Raw genomic sequence first — 23,345 nt, forward strand, 5'->3', positions numbered from 1 at the left:
GCCCGGCAGGGTTCCGGCGGGGGCGCGGATCTCCGCGGGGAAGTTCGGCAGGGTCGCCAGGTCGTTGCCGAACGACGCGGTCTGTGAGGTGAACAGATCACCCGTCAGCTGCATGCCGTCGCCGGAGTCGCCCGAGAAGCGAATGACGACCCGTGCGAGCTGCTGTGTTTGATTCGTCACCGGCAAGTGCCTCCCCGTGGGCGGAAATACGCGTGTCGCGCTGGCGTAGGGTGCGCGCCCCGGGGCGAGCGTAAGCTCAACAAGCGATGATTTCAATGGGTGTTGAATTGGCTTGACGTGGACGGTAGTGTCCGGTTGCGTCTACGCGCGGCGAAAGCTTTGACCCTGGAAGTCACTGACCGTAGACTTCACGCCAACATGAATTTGCGTCGTGCGTTCCTCGGGGGACTCGGGAGCGAGAGGAAGTGCCGCCGTGACAAAGGCCAGAGGCGCATCCGCGACCCGGCGCGCGATCATGCGCTCCGCGGCGGACCTGTTCGCTGAACTGGGCTACAACAACACGTCGATGCGTGCCGTCGCGGCCGACGCGGGCTGCGATCCGGCGTTGGTCACGCACTACTTCGCCTCCAAGGAGGTGCTCTACGACGCCGTCGTGGAGGAAACGGTTCGGCCTGCCGAGGTGATCCGCGAGGCGATCGAACGCCGGGATCCGGAGGTGGCGGAGTGGCTGCTGCGGCACGCCGTCGCCGACTGGGACGACCCCGTGCAGCGCCGGCGCATCCTCGGGGTGCTGCGGTCCGTGTCCGACCTGCCGGCGGCCCGGGAACGGCTGCGCCAGTCCCTGCTGCCCGAGGGGGTGGAGGGCGGCGGCGCGGACGAGGTGCGCGTCTGGATGATCAGCAGTCTGTTCATCGGGGTCATGACGTCCCGTCACATGGGGCTGCTGGACGAGCGGTTCACGCACGCCGACGGTGAGCTGGTGCGGTCCCTGTCCCCGGTCGTCGCCTCCTACCTCGCGCCGGAGGGGGCGGCGAGCGACGGGCGCCGCACCGCCTGACCCCGGCGCGGCCCCTGCCGGGCGCCGTGCCGACTCCTTCCGTTCCGCACCTGTTGACCTCCCGCCCTCTTTGCGGTGTCGAACCTTCGTGCCCCTCCGCCCCCCAACGCCGGGGCGGAGGGGCTTCTTTGCGCCAACCACCGATGTCCTCGCAGGTCAACCCAGCGGCCAAGAGGCCTGATTGAGCGGACGTCAGGTGTCCGGATCACGGTCGTACCGGTTGCGGCCAGGAATTCAGTACTCGTAGACTTCATTGGAGAGTGAAATATTGGAGGGCGCTGTCGGGCAGGCAGGCGACCCAGGGAGGAATCATGGAATCCATCGACACCGGCACGAAGGCGGCGGCGCCGCCCGGCGCCGCGCCCGTTACGTCCGCCACCGGTAACCCCGCACGATGGGTGATCCTCGCGGTCACGCTGAGCGCGATCTTCATGCAGATGCTGGACACGACCATCACGATGGTCGCGCTGCCGTCGCTGCAGAGCGATCTCGGCTCGACGTTCGCCGAGATCCAGCTCGTGGTCGCCGTCTACTCGCTCGCCTTCGCCTGCACCCTGGTGACCGGCGGCCGGCTCGGCGACATCCACGGTCGCCGCAAGATCTTCCTCATCGGCATGCTGGGCTTCACCATCGCCTCCGCCCTGTGCGGCGCGGCCCCCAGCTCCACCTTCCTGATCGGCTCCCGAGTGCTGCAGGGCATGTGCTCGGGCCTGATGTTCCCCCAGGTGCTGTCGATCATCCAGGTGACCTTCTCCACCAAGGAACGCCCCAAGGCCCTTGCCATGTACGGCGCTTCGGTGGGGCTCGGCACCGTCCTCGGCCCGGTCCTCGGCGGCTGGCTGATCGACCTGGACATCCTGGGCACCGACTGGCGGGCGATCTTCTACGTCAACCTGCCCATCGGCATCATCGCCCTGTGCCTGGGCCTCGCGAAGATCCCCGAGTCCCGTGCGCCGGGTGCGCAGCGGCTCGACGTGACCGGCGCGGTGATCCTGACGGCCGGTCTGTTCAGCCTGATCCTCCCGCTGGTCATCGGCCGTGAGCACGACTGGCCGGGCTGGAGCCTGGTGCTGCTGGTGCTCAGCCCGGTGCTGCTCGCCGAGTTCTTCCTGTACGAGAACAAGCTCTCGAAGCTGGCGGGACGGTCACCGCTGGTGCCCACCGGGCTGTTCAAGGAGCGGTCGTTCACCGTCGGGCTCATCATCAGCGTCGTGTTCTTCGCGGGCATCCCGTCGTTCTTCATGACCTTCTTCATGAGCCTGCAGATCGGCTTCGGCTACACGCCGATCTCCGCGGGTCTGGTCAGCCTCGGCTTCGCCGCGCTCATCGCGGTCGGCTCGGCACGCTCGGCGGCCGTGGTGAAGAAGCTCGGCACGAAGACGCTCGCGCTCGGCACCGGTCTGCTGCTGATCGGCATGGCGGGCGTGATCGGCACCCTGCACTGGGCCGGCTCGGATCTGCACGGCTACCAGCTGATCCCCTCCCTGATGGTGGCCGGCATGGGCGGCGGCTTCTTCCTGGCGCCGTGCACCGGCATCATTCTGGCGGGCATCCGCTCCAGCAACGCCGGTTCCGCCTCCGGCATGCTCGCCACCGTGCAGCAGGTCGGCATCGCCATCGGCATCGCGGTGGCGGGCATCATCTTCTACGGGCTGCTCGGCACGAACGCGGACGGCGCCAGCCAGTCGGCGCTGCCGCAACTGCGCGGCGATCTGACGTCGGCCGGGGTGACCGGCGCGCAGCAGACGCACATCACCACCGCGTTCCAGACCTGCTTCCACGACAAGATGAACCAGAAGGACCTCACCGACACACCGGCCAGCTGCGCCCAGATCCAGAAGGAGATGGCGAGCGCGCCGGTGCCGCAGGCGGTGAAGCAGAAGGTGCAGGCCGCGGTGCTCGGCAAGGCCGTGCCCGAGGCCCGCAAGGCCAACTTCAGCGACAGCTTCGAGCAGGTCGTGTACTGGCAGATCGGCTGCTTCGGCCTGTCCTGCCTGCTGGTCCTCGCCCTGCCGAAGATCCGCCCCGAGGACGTCGCGGACGTGCCCGGCGGAGCGTGACCGAGTAAGCCGGGGCGGGTGCCGCGGTGCCCGCCCCGGACCGGATCGCTCCGGGCCGGGGCGATGCCTCGTCCCGGACTTCCGTTCGTTTCCGGGCCGGCGGTGGCGCCGGTCGCGGATTGTGCCCGTGTGGGGCGCAGGAAACTTCCGACGGCCGCGTCGCGCGCGGTGAAAGGATTCCGTGACCAGCGTGTTTACGGTTCTCGCGCTCGGTGCCGGCTCGGCCCTGGTGTACGCGGCGGCGGCCGTCGCCCAGCGGGCCGCCGCCGCGCGGGATGACGGCCGGGGGCTGGGACGGTCGCTCGCGTGGTGGGTGTCCGTACCGCTCAACGGCCTGGGGGCGCTGCTGCACACCGCGGGCCTGCGCTACGGCTCACTGGTGGCCGTCCAGATGCTCGGCGTGCTCACCCTGGTCGCGGCACCGCTGCTGTCGGCGCTGCTGCTGGGGCGCCGGATGAGCCCGGCGCAGTGGTCGGGTACGGCGACCACCGTGGCCGGCGTCGTCGGGCTGCTGATGCTGGTCCCCTCCTCGGGGGCCGACCGCCCGCTCGGCGGGAGGGAGTTGGTGGCCGTCGTGGCCCTGACCGCCGTATGCCTCGGGGTGCCGATGGTCGTGGCGGCGGTGACCCGCAGGACGGTCGTGGTGAGCCTGGCGTACGCGGCCGCCGCCGGCGTCGCCTTCGGGGCCGCCTCGGCGTTCGCCCAGACCGCCGTGCTGGGCCTGACCGGCCGGGGCCCGCTCACGCCCGGCTCCGCGCTCCTGGTCGCCGTCGGTGTGGCCGCGCTCGCGCCGGGCGGCCTGATGCTGTGTCAACTCGCCTACCGCAGCGGCCTGGAGGCCCCGCTGGCCACCGTCACCCTGGTCAACCCGGTGTTCGCGGCGGTCATAGGCGTGGTGGTGCTGGGGGACCGGTACGCGACGGGCGCGGCCACCGTCCTCGCGGGGCTGGCCGCGGCGCTGACCGCGGCGCGGGGCGTCCTCGTCCTGGCGCGGGCCGAACAGGCGCCCGCCGCGCCCCGCGGCTACTCCTGGGACAGGCGGTCGAAGTGGACCTCGATGGCCGGCGCGAGCCACTCCATCAGCTCCTCGAAGTCGAGCGAGGCCAGCGGCTCCACCGCGAGGACGTAGCGCAGCATCACCAGGCCGGCCAGCTGCGCGGAGACCAGGGACGTGAACGTCGGTGTGCCGTCGGTGTGTTCGGGCACGATGCGGCGCAGACAGTCCGCGAAGGCGGCCTCGATCTGGTCCCGGAACGTCTTCGCCGTCGCCTCGTCCGACAGGCTGGTGCGGTAGACGGCGACCAGCGCGGGCCGGGTCGCCTCGTCCTCCCAGAAGGACAGGAACGTACGGGCGATCCACTCGCCGCGGTTCTTCATCCCGGCCTCCGCCTCCTCCCGAGTCAGGGAGTCGAAGAGCGCGGACATGTCGATGCGGGAGGAGACCGCGTCCTGGAACAGGCCGTCCTTGTTGTTGAAGAAGTGATGGATGAGCGCGGGGTCCACCTGGGCCTGCTGGGCGATGCCACGCATGGTGGTGCCCGAGTAGCCCTTGTTGGCGAAGAGTTCGAGCGCGGCGGTGAGGATCTGGTTCCTCGTTCCGCTCTGGCCCGGTCGCCGACCGCTGCCCCGCGCGGGCCGGCTCCCGCGGGCGGTGCCCCGACGGGTGCCGGTGCTGTTCGGGCAGGGGCTCCCGGCTCCGTTACTCATTGCCCCTCCGTTTTAATTCATGGGATGTGGAAATCAACGTTACCAGCATTCCACATGCAACGACTCCCCGGTAGGGAGCATTCCGTTCGGTGTGCGCCGTTGTCCAGCCACACCGGTTGCGCCCCCCGGCGCCGCTGGCCGGATTCGACGGCCGTCGGGAACACGGCAGTTGGCGCGGCAGTTCGCACGGGGGTGCGCGCACACGGAGCCGCCGTTCCGCGCTCGCCTCGCCCGGCGAGCGCGGAACGGCGACGCCTTCCCTGCCGCCCTCAGGGAGCCGTGGGACGCCGGGTCACCGCTCGACGCTGGGCAGGACGGTGGCGCCCGGCGTGAGGACGCGCTGGACCAGGTACGGAGCCCGGCGCTTGGCCCACAGCAGCACCTTGATCCGCTTCAGAGGGGTGAAGCTGTAGTAGCGGTCGCCCGGGTCGCCGAAGCCGAACAGCGGCGGCACGAAGGACGCGTCCCGCATTTGGCCGAAGATCCGCTCGGCCGCGGCACCCGCGCCCAACCGGCCGTCCGCTACCTGGCGCGCCAGCCGTTCCGCGTCGTCGAACAGGGCGACGAACCCGGCGTACACCGGGAACCACAGCCCCGCGCCCCGGGGTCGTCCCAGCTCCCGCCACTGCCCCGCCCGGCCGGCGCTGGCCAGGGCGTCGTTGCGGGCCCGCTTCAGGGAGAGGGCGGCGAACATCGAGTGCAGCAGCCACACCCGGGTGAAGGCGTTCCACAGCCGGAAGTCGGTGGTGGCGGTCAGCGCCGTGCCCAGGAGCCGCTCGCTGTGCTCGATCAGGTTCGACTGGAAGGATTCCAGGGTCCTGAAGCGGGACACCGACCAGTCGCCGTCCGACGCCGCGGCGATGATGTGCGCCGCCGCCTCGTGGACCAGCTCCGCGGTGAGCGTGACGTCCCGGGAGAGCGTGAAGTCGCAGCGTACGGCGGAGCGGTCGAGGACGACGAAGCCGGGGCCGGCCGCCGCGGTGGCCGCGTACTGCCACGGTTCCGCGCTCGTCCACGGGCGGACCACCGTCGCCTGCTCGAACTGCCAGGCCAGGTCCGGGAACTGACGGACCAGCTGCTGGAAGTCCTCCTGGGCCGAGGCCGAACCCTGCGGCCACAGCTTGGTGTCGAGGCTGACCGCCACACTGGTCAGCGCCTCCTCGCCGGTGCGGTCCTCGCCGAACGGCACGAGCTGGATCCACCCGCCGGGGAAGACGAACTGGGTGGTGCCGCCGGTCCACGGCGTGCCGCCCGGGCCCGGGTCCACGCGTCCCTCCAGCGGACGCACCCCCCGCAGGTGCGCGGTCAGCACCCGCGAGGAGTGGCGCAGCGGGCGCAGCGCCGGCTCGGGACCCAGCCGGGCGAGCATCGGGGCGTCGGGGCCGGACATGTCGACGACGAACTCGGCGCCCACGGTGCTGCCGTCGGCGAGCTCGACGGTGAAGTCCCCCTGCTCGCCCCTGACGTCCCTCAGCGCGGCCCGGCCCCGCGGCGCCCGCGCCCCGTGCGCGACGGCGACCCGGTGCACCCAGGCGTCGACGTCGGGCCGGTACAGGTGCGACTCGCCGTGTTCGCTCGGCACGTTGAACTGGACGACCTGGTGCGGGCGTACGCGGCAGCCGGGGCGGGCGTACACGAAGCCGATGCTCGACTTCAGCCCCGACGTCCGGCGCACCGACTCGGGCAGCTGCCCGAAGTGCCCGAGCGCGGCCAGCTCCGGGACGCCGTAGCGGCGGGCGAGGAGTTCGAAGACCTCCGCGGTGTAGGGCACCGTCGTCTCGCCGGCCGGGATCGCGGTGTCGTGCACGGAGTCCACCAGCACGACGTCGACACCGGCCCGCGCCAGGATCGCGGCGAGCATGCTCCCGCCGAGGTGGGCGCCGAGGACGGCGACCTTGTGGCGGGGGAGGGGACGGGCGGGGGAGGAGCCGGGCGCGGGCGCGGCGGCGGGGCGCGGTAGCGTGCCGGGGGCCGTCGCCGGGGCTGTCGCCGGGGGCGTCGGCAGCGACACGTCCGCGGCGCTGCCGGCCGCCTCGTCCGTCACGTCGTCCGTCACGTCGTCCGGCTCGTCCGGCAGGGCCGACTCGGCGGCACCCACCGGGTCGGCCCCGTCGAGCCAACTGCCGTCGTACACGGGGGTGATGGCGACGACCGTGTCCCGCGAGGGGGCCGCCTCGACCACCGCCCGCCCGACCGTGTCCGGCGTGGGGGTCTCGGTCGCCGTCTGTGCGGTTGTGTCCGGCGTGGGGGTCTCGGTCACCGCCCGCCCGGCCGTGTCCGGCGTGGGGGTCTCGGTCGCCGCCCGTGCGGTCGTGTCCGGCGAGGGACTCTCGGTCACTGCCCGCGCGGTCGTGTCCGGCGTGGGGGTCTCGGTCGCCGTCTGTGTCGCCGTGTTCGGTGTGGGGGCCTCCGCTATCGTCCGGGCTGCCGCGGTTGCGGTCATCACGGTCGCCGCGGTGACCGCTGTGGCCGCTGATGCTTCGTCAGACTTGGTGTGTGGCGCCGCCTTGGGGGTCCGGCGGGACTGGACGTCCTTGGGCGTGGCCGTGCGGCGGGTGCGGGACGCTGCGGTGGGCCTTGGTGCCCCTTCGTCCTTGGGCATCTCGTGTCCTCCTTCGCTCTCACGCGCTCTTGTGGAAACGGGAGCGCAGGAAGCCGCCGAGGGCGCTGGCCACGACGGGGCCCGTGTCGGGGGCCGCGGAGCCGCGCCTGGCCCAGTGCATGGTGCGGATCATGCGCGGCGGGTTGGGGTTGTAGAAGCGGTTGTCCGGGTCGTGCAGACCGAACGGCGGCGGGGCGTAGCCGTCGTCGGAGAGCAGGTCGAACAGCTCGCCGGTGGCCCGGTCGGGAGTCATCAGACCGGCCTCGACGTCCCGGCAGGCCGCCCACGCGGCGTCGGTGATCTTGTTGAAGCCGACGCTGGCGGGGAACAGCGCGCCCGGATGCGGCTGCGCCTCCAGCTCGCGCCAGATCAGGTGGTCGCCCGTGCGCTGGAACCGCGTCAGCGCGTCCTGGGCGTTGAGCGTGCCGAGCACCGTGCCCAGCGCCCACATGCGAAACGTCGCGTTCCACATGCCGTAGTCGCGGAAGGACGTGAAGGAGGAGGAGACGACGTCGTCGTGGGCGCGGACCAGGCCCAGCTGGAGCCGCTCCACGTGGGCGAAGCGCTCGGCCGAGAAGTCGTCGTCCTTCACCGCCTCGATCAGCCGCCAGGCAAGGGAGTTGACCACGTCGGTGGTGTTCGTCAGGCCGCGCGAGTACAGCGCGTCGACGAAGCCCGCCGCGTGCGAGGTCAGGCAGAAGCGGTCGCCCACCACCTGCTTGGAGGAGTACTGCAGCCGGCCCGTGGACACCCACGGCCGGGCCGCCCGCGCGTCCTTGAACTGCGGGGCGACGGCCGGGAAGCGCTCCAGGAACTCGGCGAACTCCTGCTCCGGCGGGGTGTCCGTCTTGGGGTGGCGGCGCGGGTCCAGGGTCAGACCCACGCTGCACAGCCGGTTGGTGGCGGCCTTGTGGTTGTCGAAGGGGATCACCCACAGCCAGCCGCCGTCGAAGATGTGGTGCAGCGTGCCCTGGTGCCAGGGGCTGGGGTTGTCGTGCAGCCGGCCCGCGGGGCAGTCGTCGTAGGGACGCACCCCGATCATGTGCGTGAAGAGGGTGCGCGAGTGGGTGCGCTGCTGCGGCACCTCGTCGCGCAGGCCGAACTTGCGGGCCAGCGGCGAGTTGTGGCCGCCGGCGTCCACGATGTAGCGGGCGCGGATGTCCGGGCCCTTCTCGACGGCGAGGGTGACGCCCGAGCCGTCGATGTCGACGTCGCTCACCCGCGTGTTGAGGCGGCTGGTGGCGCCGTAGCGCAACGCCACGTTGTACATGTAGGCGTCGACGTCCTGGCGGAACATGTGCGACTCGGTCGACAGGGCCACCGGGATGACGAACTCGTTGATCTCGCGCGGGTCCTGGGGCTGTCCCTCGCGGTGGTAGACGAAGCCGAAGTTGCGCTTCTGGCCCGAGTTCGAGGACACCTTGGAGCGCATCGTGGAGAAGTGGCTCAGGTGGGCGATCTCCGGCACCCGGTAGCGGGCGGCCAGGATGCGCAGCATGACGGAGGTGTAGGGGATGGTCGACTCGCCGACGGCGAAGCGGGGGTGGGTCCCCGCGTCGATCAGCACGGTCTTGACGCCGTTGCGGGACAGGATCGCGGCGAGGATGGAACCGGCGATGCCGGCGCCCAGGATGGCGACGTCGTGGTCCGCCGGGCCGGACGGACCGGACGCGGGCAGTGGCTGCATGATGCTCGTTCCTCCAGTGGTCGAGGCGGATGGTCAGGCCTGTGCGGCGGGCGTCTTGTGGCCGGCCGGGTACTTCTCCTCGACCAGCTCCAGGAGATGGGCGCCCCAGTGGATGCCGGGGCAGGCGAAGAAGTCGCGGCTGTTGATCTCCAGGCGCAGGTCGTCCCGGCAGCGGCTGATCAGCTCCATGACCATCAGGCTGTCCAGGCCCATGTCGGCGAGGCGGGTGTCCTCGGTGAGGGTGTCCAGCTCCAGGCGCAGGATCGCGGAGAGCTGGGCGCGGATGTACTCGTTCAGCTCGGCCAGCCGCTCGGCGTGGCCGAGGTCGACCAACTTGGCCATCAGCGGCCCCAGTTCGGGGTCGGCGCCGTCGGCGGCGGCGGCCGCGCTGCGGATCTCGCTGAGGATCGGCCGCTCCCGCCGCGCCTCCATCAGGTCCCGGAACAGCGCCCAGTCCGCCGCGCACACCGTGCGGTGCGCGACCCCGTCGGCGATGGCCTCGCCGAGCAGGTCCAGGGCGTGCCCGGGGTCGAGCTGGACCAGGCCGATGGAGCGCAGGAACGCCATCACCGAGTCGTCCGCGAGCCCCGAACGCGCGCCCCACGGACCCCAGCTGACGGTCGTGGCCGCCAGCCCCCGCAGCTTCCGGTAGTGCGCGAAGGAGTCGAGGAAGGCGTTGGCGGCCGAGTAGCCCGCCAGGTGCTGCGAGCCCCACACCGAGGCGATCGAGGAGAACGACACGAACAGGTCCAGGGACTGGTCGACGGTCGCGTTGTGCAGCGCCCAGGTGCCGTCCGCCTTGGGCCTGAGGCAGCGGTCGTAGGTGTCCGGGTCGCTCTCCCGCAGGAACTGCGGCTCGGACAGGCCCGCCGCGTGCACCACGCCCCGCAACGGGCGCCCGGCGAGGCCGAGTTGGTCGGTCAGCGAGCGCAGCGCGGTCTCGTCGCACACGTCGAGGGCCTCGATGCGCACGTCCGCGCCCTGGGCCTCGATCCGCCGCACGCCGGCGATCTTCGCGGCGGTGGCGTCGTCGAGGTCGGCCGCGTCCCAGCGGGAGCGGTCGGGCAGGCCGCTGCGGCCGATGAGGACGACCGTGCCCGCGCCGTTGCGGGCGAGCCACTCGCCGACCAGCAGACCGAGGCTGCCCAGACCACCGGTGATCAGGTAGCTGCCGAGGTCGCTCAGGCGCGGTGCGCCCCGCTCCTCGCCGCGGGCCACCGGCACCAGCCGCGGCACCAGGATCTCGCCGCCGCGCCGGGCCGTGAGGTCCTCCACCGTCTCGGTCGCCAGCAGTGCGGCGATCTGCTCGGCCTCGTCCGCGGCGCCCGCCGGGTCCAGGTCCAGCAACCCGCCCCACAGCTCGGGGTGTTCCAGCGCCGCCACCTTGCCCAGGCCCCACAGCGGCCCGGCCGGCACGCACAGGTCGCGCTGACCGGCACCGGTCCACTGGGCGCCCCGGGTCACCGCCCACATCCGCGTCGGCGCCTGCGCCTGCGCCAGCGTGCGGGCCACGGCGAGGAAGACGTACTCGACGCTCTCGCGCGCCTGGCGCACCGAGTCGGCGTCGAAACCGGACACCGGCAGGTCGAGCCCGCCCAGCAGCACCACGTGCTCGTAGCCGCCGTTGGACTCCAGGGCCCGGACCGCGGCCTCGGCCTCGGCGTCGGTGCGGGTGACGTCGGCGCCGCGCAGCACGAGCTGCTTGGTGACGTCCTGGGCCAGCTCGGCGCCGCCCAGCAGCAGCACCCGCTCGCCGCGCAGCGCGCGCTCGGTGAAGCGGGCCGGGTCGGCGGGCCGCCACACCTCCTCCCACACCGTGTCCTCGCGGACGTCCGCTCCCGCGTCCGGCACGGCCGGCTCGGTCTGCGGGCGCAGCTGCACGTCCCGCATCGCGATCAGCACGCTGCCGTCGGCGCCCAGGATCTCCAGGCCGCCGCGCAGCCCGCCCTCGCCGGAGGTGGGTGCGAGCCAGCCGTGGACATAGCGCCGGGTGCCGGCCGGGATCGCGGTGGGCTGCGGGCCCGGGCCCGGTTCGGGGGCGTGCTCCGACTGGCGCAGCAGGCCCAGCGTCAGGTCGAGCAGCGCGCCGCGGGGCAGCTTCTCCGCCTCCTGGTTGACCTCGGCGAGGACCTCGCCGGGACCCTGGTAGATCTCGTTGACGACCGGGTCGGCCCAGGCCGGCACGGTGATCGACGTCGGGTCGGCGGGCACGCAGCGCGACCGGATCGCCGCCAGGTCGCCCCCGGTGTCGGTGGGCGGACGGCGCACCAGCACACCGCGGGCGTGCAGCCGCCAGCTGCCGCTCTCCACGGACTCCACACCCTGCCGGGAGAAGCACAGGAACAGCGAGCGGCCCTCGTCGTCCTGCGGCAGCACGTACACGCGGATCTTCGCCGGCCGGTGCTCGGGGTCCAGCAGCAGCGGCTCGCCCACCACGAAGCGGTCCACCAGGCGGGGCTGCGCGCCGGGCAGCCGGGCCGCGCCGGCCAGCGCCCAGTTGCAGAAGCCGCCCGCGGACACCTGACGCCGGCCGTCCTGCCCGGTCTGCACGAACTCCTCCGGCAGTTGGTCCAGTTGCGGCGAGAAGGTGGGTGGCCCGGACAGCAGGTGGCCCTCGAAGAGGGCGCCGGGGCCGTCGTCGGCGGAGAGTGTGGCGGGGTCCGCGGACGGGTCGCCGTCGTTGAACCAGTACCGCTCACGCTGCCACGGGTAGCTCGGCAGCGAGGTGCGGCGGGGCTGTTCGGCGGCGTGCACCGCCTGCCAGTCGATACTGACGCCCCGGTGGTGCAGGGCGCCCAGGGCCTGGCCCACGATGTGCGCGTCACGGCGGTCGCGGCGCAGCGACGGGATCCAGGCGACCCCGTCCTCCGGCAGGCAGCGGGCGCCCAGGCCCAGCAGCACCGGCGCCGGGCCCAGCTCCAGGAAGGTGCGGCAGCCCGTCTCGTACAGGCGGGTCACGCCCTGGTAGAAGCGGACCGGGGCGAGCACGTGCTCCGACCAGTACGCGGCGCGCAGCTGGTCGGGGCCCCACTCGCGGCCCGTGACGTTGGAGATGATCGGATACTTGGGCTGGTTGAAGGCCAACGTCTCGGTGACCGCGCGGAACTCCTCCAGCATCAGCGCCATCAGCGGGGAGTGGAAGGCGTGCGAGACGTTCAGCCGGCGGTGCTTGAGGCCGCGCGCGGCGAGCACCTCGACGACCCGGGCGACCTCCTCCTCGGGCCCGGACAGCACCACGTCGGTGGGCCCGTTGACCGCGGCGATCGCCGTGCCCGGCACCGGTCCCGCCTCCGTGAGCGCCGCGCGCACCGTCTCCTCGTCGCACACCAGCGTCTCCATGACACCGCCCTCGGGCAGCGCCTCCATCAGCCGCGCCCGCGCGGTGACCAGCCGGGCCGCGTCGGCGAGGGAGTGCACCCCGGCCACGCAGGCCGCGGTGATCTCGCCCAGGCTGTGCCCGATCAGCGCGCTCGGCCGGATGCCCCACGCCTCCCACATACGGGCCAGCGCGTACTCGACGGCGAACAGCGCGGGCTGCGTGAACCCGGTGCGGTTGATGCGCTCGCCGTCCCCGCCGCTGCCGGCCAGCACCGGGCCGAGCGGCTCGTCGAGGTGCTCGTCGAGCGCCGCCACGCACTCGGCCAGGGCCTCGGCGAACACCGGCTCGCTGGCGGCCAGTTCGGCGGCCATCCCGGCGTACTGCGAACCCTGCCCGGTGAACAGCCAGCCCACCCGGCGGGCCTTGGCGCCCGCCGGACCGTGCGCGGCCATCTGCTCGGCCCGCTCACCGGAGGCGAACGCGGCGAGCCCCGCGGCGAGTTGGTCACGGTCACCGGTGATGCTCAGCCCGTGCTTCATCCGGGCGCGGCCGATGTGCGTCGAGTAGCAGATGTCCGACAGGGTGCGCGGGTCCGCCGACCGTACGAAGGGCTCGTACGACCGTGCCATCTCCCGCAGCGCCTCGGTGCTGTTGGCGCTCAGGGTCAGCAGCCCGACCTCGCGCGGCGAGCCCTCCCGGGGCGCCGGCTTGGGCGCCTCGGCGATCACCGCGTGCGCGTTGGTGCCGCTCGCGCCGAAGCTGCTGACGCCCGCGACGCGGGGGCCCTGCGGCCACGGGGTGTCGACGGTGGTGACCTTGACGTTCAGCAGGTCCCAGGGGATCTGCGGGTTGGGGTCGTTGAGGTGCAGGTGCCTGGGCAGCGTGTCGTGCTGGAGGGCCAGGACGACCTTCAGCATGCCCGCGGCGCCCGCGGCCGGCTCCAGGTGCCCGATGTTCGTCTTCACCGAACCCACCAGCAGCGGCCGGTCGTCGGGCCGGTTGACGCTGGTGATCGCGTTCAGCGCCTGGAGCTCGATCGGGTCGCCCAGCTGGGTGCCGGTGCCGTGCGCCTCGACGTAGGACAGCTGCTCGGGGGAGACCTCGGCGTTCTTCAGCGCCGAGCTGATGACGTTCTGCTGGGCGGCCGGGTTCGGCACCGTCAGACCGCTGCTGCGGCCGTCGTGCTCGGTGGCCACCCCGCGCACCACGGCGAGGATGCGGTCACCGGCCGCCTCCGCGTCGGCGAGTCGTTTCAGTACGAACAGCGCCCCGCCCTCGCCGCGCGCGTACCCGTCGGCGGAGGCGTCGAAGGTCTTGCAGCGGCCGTCGGGCGACAGCGCGCGCAACTTGCTGACCAGCACGAAGCCGTACGGCGACAGCATCAGGTTCACCCCGCCGACCAGCGCCATGTCGCAGGCCCGCGAGCGCAGGCTGAGCACCGCCTGCTCCAGCGCCACCAGCGAGGAGGAGCAGGCCGTGTCGATGACCATGCTGGGACCCTGGAAGCCGAAGGTGTACGACACCCGGCCGGCCAGGAAGCTCGGCTCGCCGATCAGCTGGTAGGCGTCGACGTCCGACATGGCGCCCTTCTGCTGGCGCATGCGCACGTAGTCGCTGGTGCTGGCGCCGAGGAAGACACCGACCCGGCTGCCCTCCAGCTCGGCGGGCGGCAGACAGGCGTTCTCCATGGCCTCCCAGGCGAGTTCCAGCACCAGCCGCTGCTGCGGGTCCATGCCGGCCGCCTCGCGGGGCGAGATGCCGAAGACCGTCGGGTCGAAGGTGTCGACCGGCCCTTGGAGGAAGTTGCCGGCCAGGGTGTACGCCGTCCCCGGGTGGTCGGGGTCCGGGTGGTAGAAGCCGGCGACGGAGTGGCGCTCCTCGGGGAACTGGGACGTCAGGGAACGGCCGTCGGTGAGGGACTGCCAGAACTCCTCCGGGCTTCCGCCGCCCGGCAGCCGGCAGGACATGCCGATCACCGCCAGCGGCTGGGGCCGTTGCAGCTCCTGGACCCGGGCGCGCAGACTGCGGATCGTGCCGAGGGAGTCTTTCAGCCGGCCGCGCAGGACGTCCTGGCTCGGCTGCTCGGCGTGGCTCTTCGTCATCAGTTCTCCTCAAACCCGAAGTTCTGTGAGTCGGAGATCTCCGCCTCCAACTGGCGTAGCAGTTCGTCGTCGTCGAGGTCGTCGAGGTCGTCGAGGTCCTCGGTGGCCGGCGCCTCGGCCGGGTCCTCCTCCGTGACGGCCTCCTCGGAGGCCTCGGCCGGATAGCCGAGGCGTTCCAGCAGGTGCGCGGTGAGCGCGAGCGCGGTGGGGTGCTCGAAGGCGACCGTCGAGGACAGTTCGAGATCCAGCTCGCGCGACAGCCGCAGGCGCAGGGTCAGCGACATCACCGAGTCCATGCCGAGGTCGAAGAAGCCCTGGTCGGCGCGGAGTTCGTCCTCGGACAGACCGAGCACGGCCGCGACCTGCCCGCACACCCAGTCCAGCGTGCGGTCCCGGCGCTGGTCCGGGTCGAGGGTGTCGAGCCCGGCGACGAAGCCGGTGCCGTCCTCGCGCTGCCCGCCGCCGAGCACCTCGGCGAACAGCCTCCGGTGCGGCGCGTCGGCGAGCGCGGTGCGGAACTGGCCCCAGTCGACGTCGGCGACCGCCCAGTGCACCGAGTCGTCCCCGGCCAGCAGATCGAGCGCGGCGACCAGGTCCTCCTCTCGGAGCGGGGCGATCCCGCTGGTCTTCAGCAGCAACGTGGTGCGCTCGTCGAGGAGTTCGCTGCCGGCGATCGGCATCAGCTCCAGGTGCGTCACCGGCAGCCCGCTCGCCCGGCGCCGGGCCGCGAGCGCCCGCAGCGACCAGTCCGAGGGGGCCGAGGCGCCGGTGACCGCGCCGCCCCAGGTGCCGGGCACCGAACCCAGCAGGACGAACACGCCCACCGGGTCCTTGGCGGTCAGCCGGTGCAGCAGCAGCGCGGTCTCGGCCCGGTTCAGCTCGGCCCGCAGCAGCGCCTCGGTGGTCTCCTCCAGCGGTACGGCCGCGCCCGGCGAGCCCGCGCACACCACCGAGGCGATCCCGCACTCGGCCCGCAACTCCTCGACCAGGGACGTCAGTTCACCACGCGAGCCATGGGTGGCGGCGAGCCGGATCTCGGCCCCCGCCGACCGCCAGCCGGCGATCCGCTCGACGTCCACCGGCTCGGGCGCGCCGTCCGGCTCGGTGTCCACCAGGACGATCCGCCGGGCACCCGCGCCGACCAGCCAGTCCACCGCGGCCGGGGCCAGGGCGCCGCCCGCGCCGCTCACCAGGTGCCAGCGGTCGGCCGCCAGATGCCGGGGGGCGGGCCGCCGCGGCGGCGTGCCGCGCACCAGCGAGCCGACCTGCACCGCGGAGTGCTCGATGCGCACGTGCTCGTCGCCGGGCACGCCCAGCAGCCGGGTCACCAGCGTGCGCAGCTCCTCGGCGCTGCCGTGCGTCAGGTCGATGTGCCCGCCCCAGGCGTCGGGGCAGGTCATCGCCAGGGTCCGGCCGAGCCCGGCGTGGGCGCCCTGGTTGCCGTCGGGGTAGCCCGCGTGCCCGGTGGGCAGCAGGGCGTGCCGGGTCACCAGCCACAGCCGGGGCGCCGGGCCCTCGGTGTCGGCGAGGGCGGCGGTCAGCGCCACCGTCGTCAGCCAGCCCCCGGAACGCGAGTCCAGATCCTCCAGCGGCCACAGGTCGCACACCGCCGTGGTCGGCGAGTTGGCGTGCACGGCCAGCAGGGTCCGCCAGGCGTCCCGGTCGGCCGGGTCCAGGCTGAGGTCGTGCGGGTCGGCGGAGGCCGGCGCGGCCAGCGACCGCACCCGGCGCACCTCGCACCCGGCGGCCCTGAGCTGCTCGGCCACCGTCCCGGCCAGGTGCTCGGTGTCACCGCACACCAGCCAGCGCGTCGCCGGTACCGCCGTGCCGTCCTGCTCGCCGGCCGGCCGCTGCGCGGCGGGCTGCCACACCATGCGGTACAGCAGGCTCTCCAGCCGGTCCCGCCCTGCGTCGGCCGGCACCAGCGCCTCGGGCGCCGCGGGCCGCAGCCCGGTCAGCTCCACCACCGCCCGGCCCGCCGGGTCCAGGACGCGCACGTCCGCCTCCGGCTGACCGTCGGGCGTACGGCGCACCGGCCCGCGGCACAGGCGTACGGTGCCGTCGACCGCGGCCTTCACCCGCACCGAGCCGATGGCCGCGACGCCGTCGGCCGCGGAGTCGCCGGTCACGTGCAGGGCCAGCCGCAGGAGTTCGGCGGGCAGCCGGTGCCGGGCGGCCGTGTCGGGCATCCGGACGGTGACCTCGGCCGAGCCGCCGCCGCTGCGGGCCGACTCCACGCCCAGCGCGGGGAACGCCTCGGCGAGGGCGGCGCGCAGCGTCTCGTCGTCGGCGAGCGCGCCGGCGTCCGTCGCGGCCGCCGGGACGTCGTCCAGGTCGTCCGGCAGGCCCACGGCCGCGGTCAGCGCCGGGTCGGCCGGCGCGTCCTCGCCCAGCGCGCGCAGGGCCAGCGTGCCCTGGCGGGTGTCGGCCACCGCCTGCAGGGCCGCCCGGTGCTCGGCGTCCGTGCGCGGCAGGGGACCGAAGCGTACGTCGCTCAGGGCCGGGGTGGCGGAGCCCGTGGCGGCGGCCGTGGCGAGCGCCGCCTCCAGCAGCGCGGACGCCGACACCGTCGTACGGGAGCCCTCGCCCGTCGTCTGCCAGGGGCTGCGCGTGCCGTCGACCGAGACCGGGACCAGGGCGGTCCAGGGCGCGTGCGCGGGCCGGACCGGCGCGCCGACCAGGGCGCCCGCGGTGCCGGTGCGGTCCACCGGCAGGTCCGGCAGCCGGTGCTCCTTGCGCTGCCAGGGGTACAGCGGCAGGTCCACAACGCGGCGTCCGGGCCCGGCGAACGCGGCCCAGTCGACCGGCACGCCGTGCGCGTGCAGGGCGCCCAGGGTGGTGAGCAGCGCGCCCACCTCGTCCTCGTCGCGGACCAGCGAGGGCAGCACCAGCGGGCGCCCGGCGCCGGCCGCCGCGAGGGACTCCTCGGTGCCGGAGACCAGCACCGGATGCGGGGAGACCTCCACGAACACCCGGTCCTCGGCGTCCTCCACCGCGCTCACCGCGTCCTGGAAGAGGACCGTGTCGCGCAGGTTGCGCCCCCAGTACTCGGCGGTCAGGTCGAGGCCGGAGACCTCGCCGCCGGCCACGGCCGAGTACACCGGGATGCGCGCCTCGGACGGCGTGAGGTGGGCGAGGCCGGACACCAGCCGCTCGCGCAGCGGGTCCATGAGGGGCGAGTGCGGGGCGACGGGCACCTTGACCCGGCGGACGAAGACGTTCGCCTCGGTCAGCTCCTCGGCCAGCTCCTCCAGGGCGTCGACGTCACCGGCGACGACCGTGGTGCGCGGGCCGTTGATGGTGGCGATGCCCAACTTGTCCTCGTAGAGCACCAGATAGGGCGCGAGTTCCTCCCGGCCGAGCCCCACGACCACCGAACCGCCGGTGCCCACCAGCGTGTCCAGCAGCCGCGAGCGCAGGCACAGCACCTCCGCGGCCTGCGCCAGCGTCAGCGCCCCGGCCGCCCAGGCGGCGGCCACCTCGCCCATGCTGTGCCCGACGACCGCGGCCGGCTCCACGCCCCAGCTGCGCCACAGCGCGACCAGACCGACCTGGACGGCGAAGATCAGCTCCTGCGGGATGCCCTCGTCGAACGGCCTGCTGTCGGGCTCGCCGCGCAGCGAGGCCAGCGGCGACCAGGGGATCCACTTGCGCATCTCCTCCTCGCACGCTTCCACCGCTTCCCGGAACACCGGCTCGGTGTTGAGGAGTTGGCGGCCCATGCCGGCCCACTGGGAGCCGAAGCCGGAGAAGACGAAGACGCAGGAGCGCGCGGTGTCGGCGGTGCCGGTGAGCAGTCCGGGGTGCTCCGCGCCCTTGGTCAGGGCGCGCAGGGCCGAACGGACCGACACCACGTCCCGGCCCACCGCGACGGCCCGGTGCTCCAGATGGCTGCGGCGGGCGCCCGCGGTGAAGGCGAGGTCGGCGAGGGTGTGTGCGTCGGCCGACTCCAGCAGGTCGAGATACTGCCGGGCCGCGTCGGGCAGCGCGGTCTCCTGCGCCGTAGACAGGGGCAGGGCGAAACGGGTGGGCGGCTCGGCGGCCCCGGCGGCCCCGGGGGCCTGCGGAGGGTGCGGGGCCTCGGCCACCAGGACGTGCGCGTTGGTGCCGGTGAAGCCGAAGGAACTGACGCCCGCGATACGGCGCCGCTCCGGCTCCGGCCAGCTGTCGCCGCCGGACGCGATCGCCAACCCCATGCGCTCCCACGGCACTTGCGGGGTCGGCCGGGTGGTCACGCCGACGTGCGGCGGGATGGCGCCGTGGTGCACGGCCAGGATCGCCTTGATCAGGCCCGCCATGCCGGCGGAGGCCTCCAGGTGTCCGATGTTGGGCTTGGCCGAACCCACCAGCAGGGGCGCGCCGTCGGGGCCCTGCGGCCTGAGCGACTGGGCCAGCGCCCGCAGTTCGATGGGGTCGCCGAGCGGGGTGCCGGTGCCGTGGGCCTCCGCGTAGCCGACCTCGCGGCCCTCCAGCCCGGCCTGCTCCAGGGCGCGTTCGATCAGCGCCCGCTGGGCGGTGCCGTTGGGCACGGTCAGTCCGCTGCTCGCGCCGTCCTGGTTGACGGCGCTGCCCGGCAGCACGGCGTAGACCCGGTCGCCGTCGGCGAGCGCGTCGGACAGCCGCTTGAGGACGACGGCGCCGGAGCCCTCGCCGCGCAGATAGCCGTCGGCCGCCTCGTCGAAGGTGCGGCACTGCCCGGAGGGGGACAGGGCGCCGCCGGCCGACACCGACACCGGGATGACCGGGCTGAGGATGACGTTGACACCACCGGCCACCGCGAGGTCGCTCTCGCCGGAGCGCAGGCTCTGGATGGCCAGGTGCACCGCGGTCAGCGAGGAGGAGCAGGCGGTGTCCACGGCCATGCTGGGACCGGTCAGGCCCAGGAAGTACGACAGCCGGCCGGCCGCCCCGGCGAAGGAGTTGCCGGTGCCGTAGTACAGGTCGACGTCCTGCAGGCGGCTCGCCACCTGCTGGGAGTGGTCGGAGCTGTTCATCCCGACGAAGACGCCGGTCGCCGAGCCGCGCAGCCGCTCCCTGGTGGCGCCGGCGTCCTCCAGTGCCTCGTGGGCGACCTCCAGGAAGAGCCGGTGCTGCGGGTCGAGGCTGCGGGCCTCGCGCGGGGAGACCCGGAAGAAGGCGGCGTCGAAGCCGCGCACGTCGTCCAGGTAGCCGCCGCGCAGGGAGGTGATGGTGCCGGGGGTCCAGGGCCCGTCGGAGAGGAACGCCTGGCCGTCCCAGCGGTCGGACGGCACGTCCCGGATGACGACACGGCCGTCGGTCAGCAGCTGCCAGTAGTCGCCGACGGAGGGGCTGCCGGGGAAGCGGCAGCTCATGCCGACGACGGCGATGGGGTCGTCGGCCACGGACGCGGGAGTGGTGTCCAACGGGGCGTCGGCCGCAGCGACTTCGGCGCCCGGCACCTCTTGGGCGGCCTCCTCCGCGGCACCGCCGGCCTCGGCCGCCTCGCGCTCCGCCACCATCGGCAGCAGATGGTCCACCAGCTCGTCCAGGCAGGGCCGCTCGAACGGCGTGGACAGCGGGATGTCCAGGCTCAGCTCCAGGCCGAGCCGGTCGACGAACTCCACGATGGTCAGCGAGTCCAGGCCGAGGTCGGCGAAACCGCGCCGGGGCGGGATGCGCCGGCCGGGGTCCTGGCCGAGCACCGAGGCGAGCACCTCGCTCGTGCGGCGCATCAGGGTGCGCCGCAGCCGGTCGGTGCCGCCCGTCTGACCGTTGGCCGGCTGACCGGTGGCCTTGTGGCCCGTGGCCGGCCGACCGGTGGTCGCCGGTTCGGTGTCCGCCGCCGCTCCGCTCCGCCTCATCACGGGAGCGGCGGCGGACGGTTCGACTTCCCGGTCGGCCGCGTCGGGGGTCGGGGCCGCGACCGGGGAGTCGCCGGCGGAGGGGGGGATCTCCACCGGAGTCGTGAGGCCGGCCAGGGGCGCACCGGCCGTCTCGGCCGCCCCCTCGCCGAGGTCGAGCTGACGTGCCGGTCCCAGGGGGTTGCCGGACTCGTCGATCAGCTGCACCGCGAGCCGTGCGGGCCGCACGCCCGCCTCGGGCACGGCGCCCGGCGCGTACTGGGTGCCGGGCGTCACCTCGGGCAGCCAGAACGACTCGTGCTGCCACGGATGCCGGGGCAGGTCCGTCAGCCGCCCGGGCAGCAGGTCGTCCCAGCGCACCGAGGCGCCCGCGCAGTGCAGTTCGGCCAGCGCGGTGAGCAGGGTGTGCGGGCCGTCCGCGTCCCGGCGCAGCGAGCCGACCGCGATGCCCTGGCGGCGCAGGGAGGTCAGGCCGTCGTTGAGGGGGCGTACGAGGGTGGGGTGCGGGCCGATCTCGACGAAGTCGGCGCCCTGGTTGGCGATCAGGTTCCTGACGGCGGGCCAGAAACGCACCGGGCTGAGGACGTTGGCCGCCCAGTAGTCGGCGTCCAGGACCGCCGGCGGCTCGTCCGGGAAGACCGTGGAGACGAAGGCGTCCGGGCGCGGGCTCGGCGTCAAGTCGGCCAGCTCGGTGCGGAGTTGCTCGGCGTACGGGGCCATGGCCGGGCTGTGGAAGGCGTAGTCGCCGGGGACGAAGCGGGCGGAGACGCCCCGCTCGCGCAGCAGTGCCGCGATGGCGCTCAGGTCCTCCTCGGACCCGGCGAACACGGTGGCCGACGGGCCGTTGACCGTGGCGACGGTGACCACGCGCCCGGTGCCGGCCGCGGTCTGCACGGCCTCCTCCTCGGGCAGGGCCACGGCGAGCATCCGTCCCGTGCCGGCCGCCGCCGCCATGATCCGGCCGCGCCGTACGGCGAGGTCGAGGGCGGTGTCCAGGTCGAGGGCGCCGGTGAAGCAGGCCGCGGAGATCTCGCCGAGGCTGTGCCCGACGACGTCCGTCGGCTCCACGCCACGCGCCCGCCAGACCTCGGCGAGCGCCAGTTGCAGGGCGACGACGGCGGGCTGGGCGAGCTCGGTGGCGGCGAGGTCGCTGTCGCCGAGCAGTGCGCGCAGCCCGGGCAGGCCGGCGGCGCGCAGCACCTCGTCGCTGCGCTCCAGCGAGGCGGCGGCCACCGGGTCGCTGTCCCACAGGTCCAGGCCCATGCCGCGCCACTGCGAGCCCTGTCCGGAGAAGACGAAGACGGTGCGGTGCCGGCGGCGCGGCTCGGCGGTGCCGGTGACGGTCCGCTCGTCGGGGTTGCCCTCGGCCAACTCGCGCAGGGAGGAGCGCAGTTCACCGGCGTCGGCGGCGATGACGGTGGCCCGGGCCTCGTGGTGGGTGCGTCGTACGGCCGCGGTGTGCAGCAGGTCCGGCAGCGGGCGGTCGCCGTCCAGCGCCTCGGCGAGGTCGCGGGCGCGCTCCTGGAGGGCCTCCTCGGTGGTGCCGGACAGCAACAGGACCTGGGGCCCGGCCTGCTGAGGCTCCGTCACCGCGGTGTCCTCGGCGGGCGCGGACAGCAGCACGTGGGCGTTGGTGCCGCTGAGCCCGAAGGCGCTCACGCCGAACAGGGTCTCCTCGCTCGCGCCGTCGACCGGGACGGCCTCGGCCGAGATGCTCAGCGGGCCGTTCCAGGGGATCGCCGGGTTCGGGGTGCCCAGGTGCAGCTGCGGCGGGACCAGGCGGTGGCGGGCGGTCAGGACGGTCTTGATGAGCGCGGCGACACCGGCCGCGGCGTCCGTGTGCCCGAAGTTGGCCTTGTGCGAGCCGATGTGCAGCGGGCGCTCGCGGCCCGGGCCGAACACCTGCTGCAGGGCGTACGCCTCGATCGGGTCGCCGAGCGGGGTGCCGGTGCCGTGCGTCTCCACGAAGGCGACCTGCTCCGGGGTGGCCTGCGCCCGCACCAGCGCGTCGCGCAACAGGGCTTCCTGCGCGGAGGCGTTGGGGACGGTCAGGCCGGCGCTGCGGCCGTCGTGGTTGAAGGCGCTGCCGCGGATCACGGCGAGCACCCGGTCGCCGTCGGCGAGGGCGTCGTCGAGCCGCTTCAGGACGACGACCCCGCAGCCCTCGCCGCGCACGATGCCGTCCGCCGCGGCCGAGAACGGCTTGCACCGCCCGGTCGGGGACAGGGCCTGCACCTTGCTCATGAAGATGGACAGCTCGGGCGCGGCGAGCACGTTGACGCCGCCGGCCAGCGCGGTGTCGGCCTCGCCGCTGGCCAGGCTGCGGCAGGCCAGGTGCACGGCGACCAGGGAGGAGGAGCAGGCGGTGTTCACGGCGAGCGCCGGACCGTGCAGGCCCAGGGTGTAGGCGACCCGGCCGGGCGCGAAGCTGAACTCCTTGCCGCTGGCGTAGTAGGGGTCGATGGCCTTCACACCGCGGGTCTTGGAGTGCAGCAGTGTGTAGTCCATGCCGAGCATGCCGAAGAACACACCGGTCTTCGACCCGGAGAGCTTCGGCCGGGTCAGGCCCGCGTGCTCCAGGGCCTCCCAGGACACCTCCAGCAGCAGCCGCTGCTGCGGGTCCATCTCGCGGGCCTCGCGGAAGGAGATGCCGAAGAAGTCGGCGTCGAACCGGTCGAGTCCGGGCAGTACGCCGGCCCAGCGGCAGTAGCCGGTGCCGGGGGCGGCGCCGTCCTCGCTGATGTACTCGGGTCCCCAGCGTTCGGGTGGGATCTCCCCGATGACGTCGACGCCGTCGCGCAGGACGCGCCAGAAGGACTCGGGGTCCACCACTCCGCCCGGGTAACGGCACCCGATGCCGACGAGTGCAATGGCCGGGTCGGTGCTGGTTCCGTTGCGGGCGGGCATGGATCCCCCTTGTCAGGAGCGACGGTTCGGCCGGGATGAGAAGGGATGGGAGGGATGGAGGGCAGGGGAGGAAGGAAGGGGCCGGGTGGCGCGCGGGGCGCCACGCGCCACCCGGAGTGCC

The 23,345-nt window shown here is 73.6% G+C and carries 9 protein-coding genes; 3 read left to right on the top strand and 6 right to left on the bottom strand.

Features of this window, described 5'->3' with window-relative positions; genetic code table 11:
• The coding region (locus tag ACYF6T_RS08415; protein WP_461694781.1) for a hypothetical protein at nt 1-180 on the bottom strand (180 nt) is incomplete at its 3' end.
• Nucleotides 181-433: 253 nt separating this feature from the next.
• Here ACYF6T_RS08415 and ACYF6T_RS08420 point away from each other — a divergent pair.
• From ACYF6T_RS08420 to ACYF6T_RS08430, 3 genes are all read left to right on the top strand, one after another.
• Nucleotides 434-1,018 carry a TetR/AcrR family transcriptional regulator gene (locus tag ACYF6T_RS08420; protein ID WP_461694783.1) on the top strand — a complete coding sequence of 195 codons (585 nt, stop codon included), beginning with the start codon at nt 434-436 and terminating at the stop codon, nt 1,016-1,018.
• A 311-nt stretch (nt 1,019-1,329) separates the two neighbouring features.
• Nucleotides 1,330-3,078: an MFS transporter gene (locus ACYF6T_RS08425; protein ID WP_461694785.1), complete on the top strand. Its 1,749-nt coding sequence runs from the start codon at nt 1,330-1,332 to the stop codon at nt 3,076-3,078.
• A 181-nt stretch (nt 3,079-3,259) separates the two neighbouring features.
• Nucleotides 3,260-4,207, top strand: coding sequence for a DMT family protein (locus tag ACYF6T_RS08430; RefSeq protein ID WP_461694786.1), 948 nt, complete (start codon nt 3,260-3,262; stop codon nt 4,205-4,207).
• Here ACYF6T_RS08430 and ACYF6T_RS08435 read toward each other — a convergent pair.
• The 5 genes from ACYF6T_RS08435 to ACYF6T_RS08455 all read right to left on the bottom strand — a co-directional run bounded on the left by ACYF6T_RS08435 (nt 4,102) and on the right by ACYF6T_RS08455 (nt 23,224).
• Nucleotides 4,102-4,785: a TetR/AcrR family transcriptional regulator gene (locus tag ACYF6T_RS08435; RefSeq protein WP_461694788.1), complete on the bottom strand. Its 684-nt coding sequence runs from the start codon at nt 4,783-4,785 to the stop codon at nt 4,102-4,104. The two genes, ACYF6T_RS08430 and ACYF6T_RS08435, sit on opposite strands and share 106 nt — an antisense overlap.
• A gap of 292 nt (nt 4,786-5,077) precedes the next feature.
• Nucleotides 5,078-7,123 (bottom strand): NAD(P)/FAD-dependent oxidoreductase, encoded by a 2,046-nt coding sequence (locus ACYF6T_RS08440; protein WP_461694790.1) that lies wholly within the window; start codon nt 7,121-7,123, stop codon nt 5,078-5,080.
• Between the two features lie 283 nt (nt 7,124-7,406).
• Nucleotides 7,407-9,074, bottom strand: coding sequence for an NAD(P)/FAD-dependent oxidoreductase (locus ACYF6T_RS08445; RefSeq protein WP_461694791.1), 1,668 nt, complete (start codon nt 9,072-9,074; stop codon nt 7,407-7,409).
• A 33-nt stretch (nt 9,075-9,107) separates the two neighbouring features.
• Nucleotides 9,108-14,495: a type I polyketide synthase gene (locus ACYF6T_RS08450; RefSeq protein ID WP_461694793.1), complete on the bottom strand. Its 5,388-nt coding sequence runs from the start codon at nt 14,493-14,495 to the stop codon at nt 9,108-9,110.
• Nucleotides 14,495-23,224 carry a type I polyketide synthase gene (locus tag ACYF6T_RS08455; RefSeq protein WP_461694795.1) on the bottom strand — a complete coding sequence of 2,910 codons (8,730 nt, stop codon included), beginning with the start codon at nt 23,222-23,224 and terminating at the stop codon, nt 14,495-14,497. Before ACYF6T_RS08455 ends, ACYF6T_RS08450 begins: the two co-directional genes overlap by 1 nt.
• Between the last annotated feature and the right edge of the window lie 121 nt (nt 23,225-23,345).

It is taken from the genome of Streptomyces sp. 7R007 (assembly GCF_054850255.1).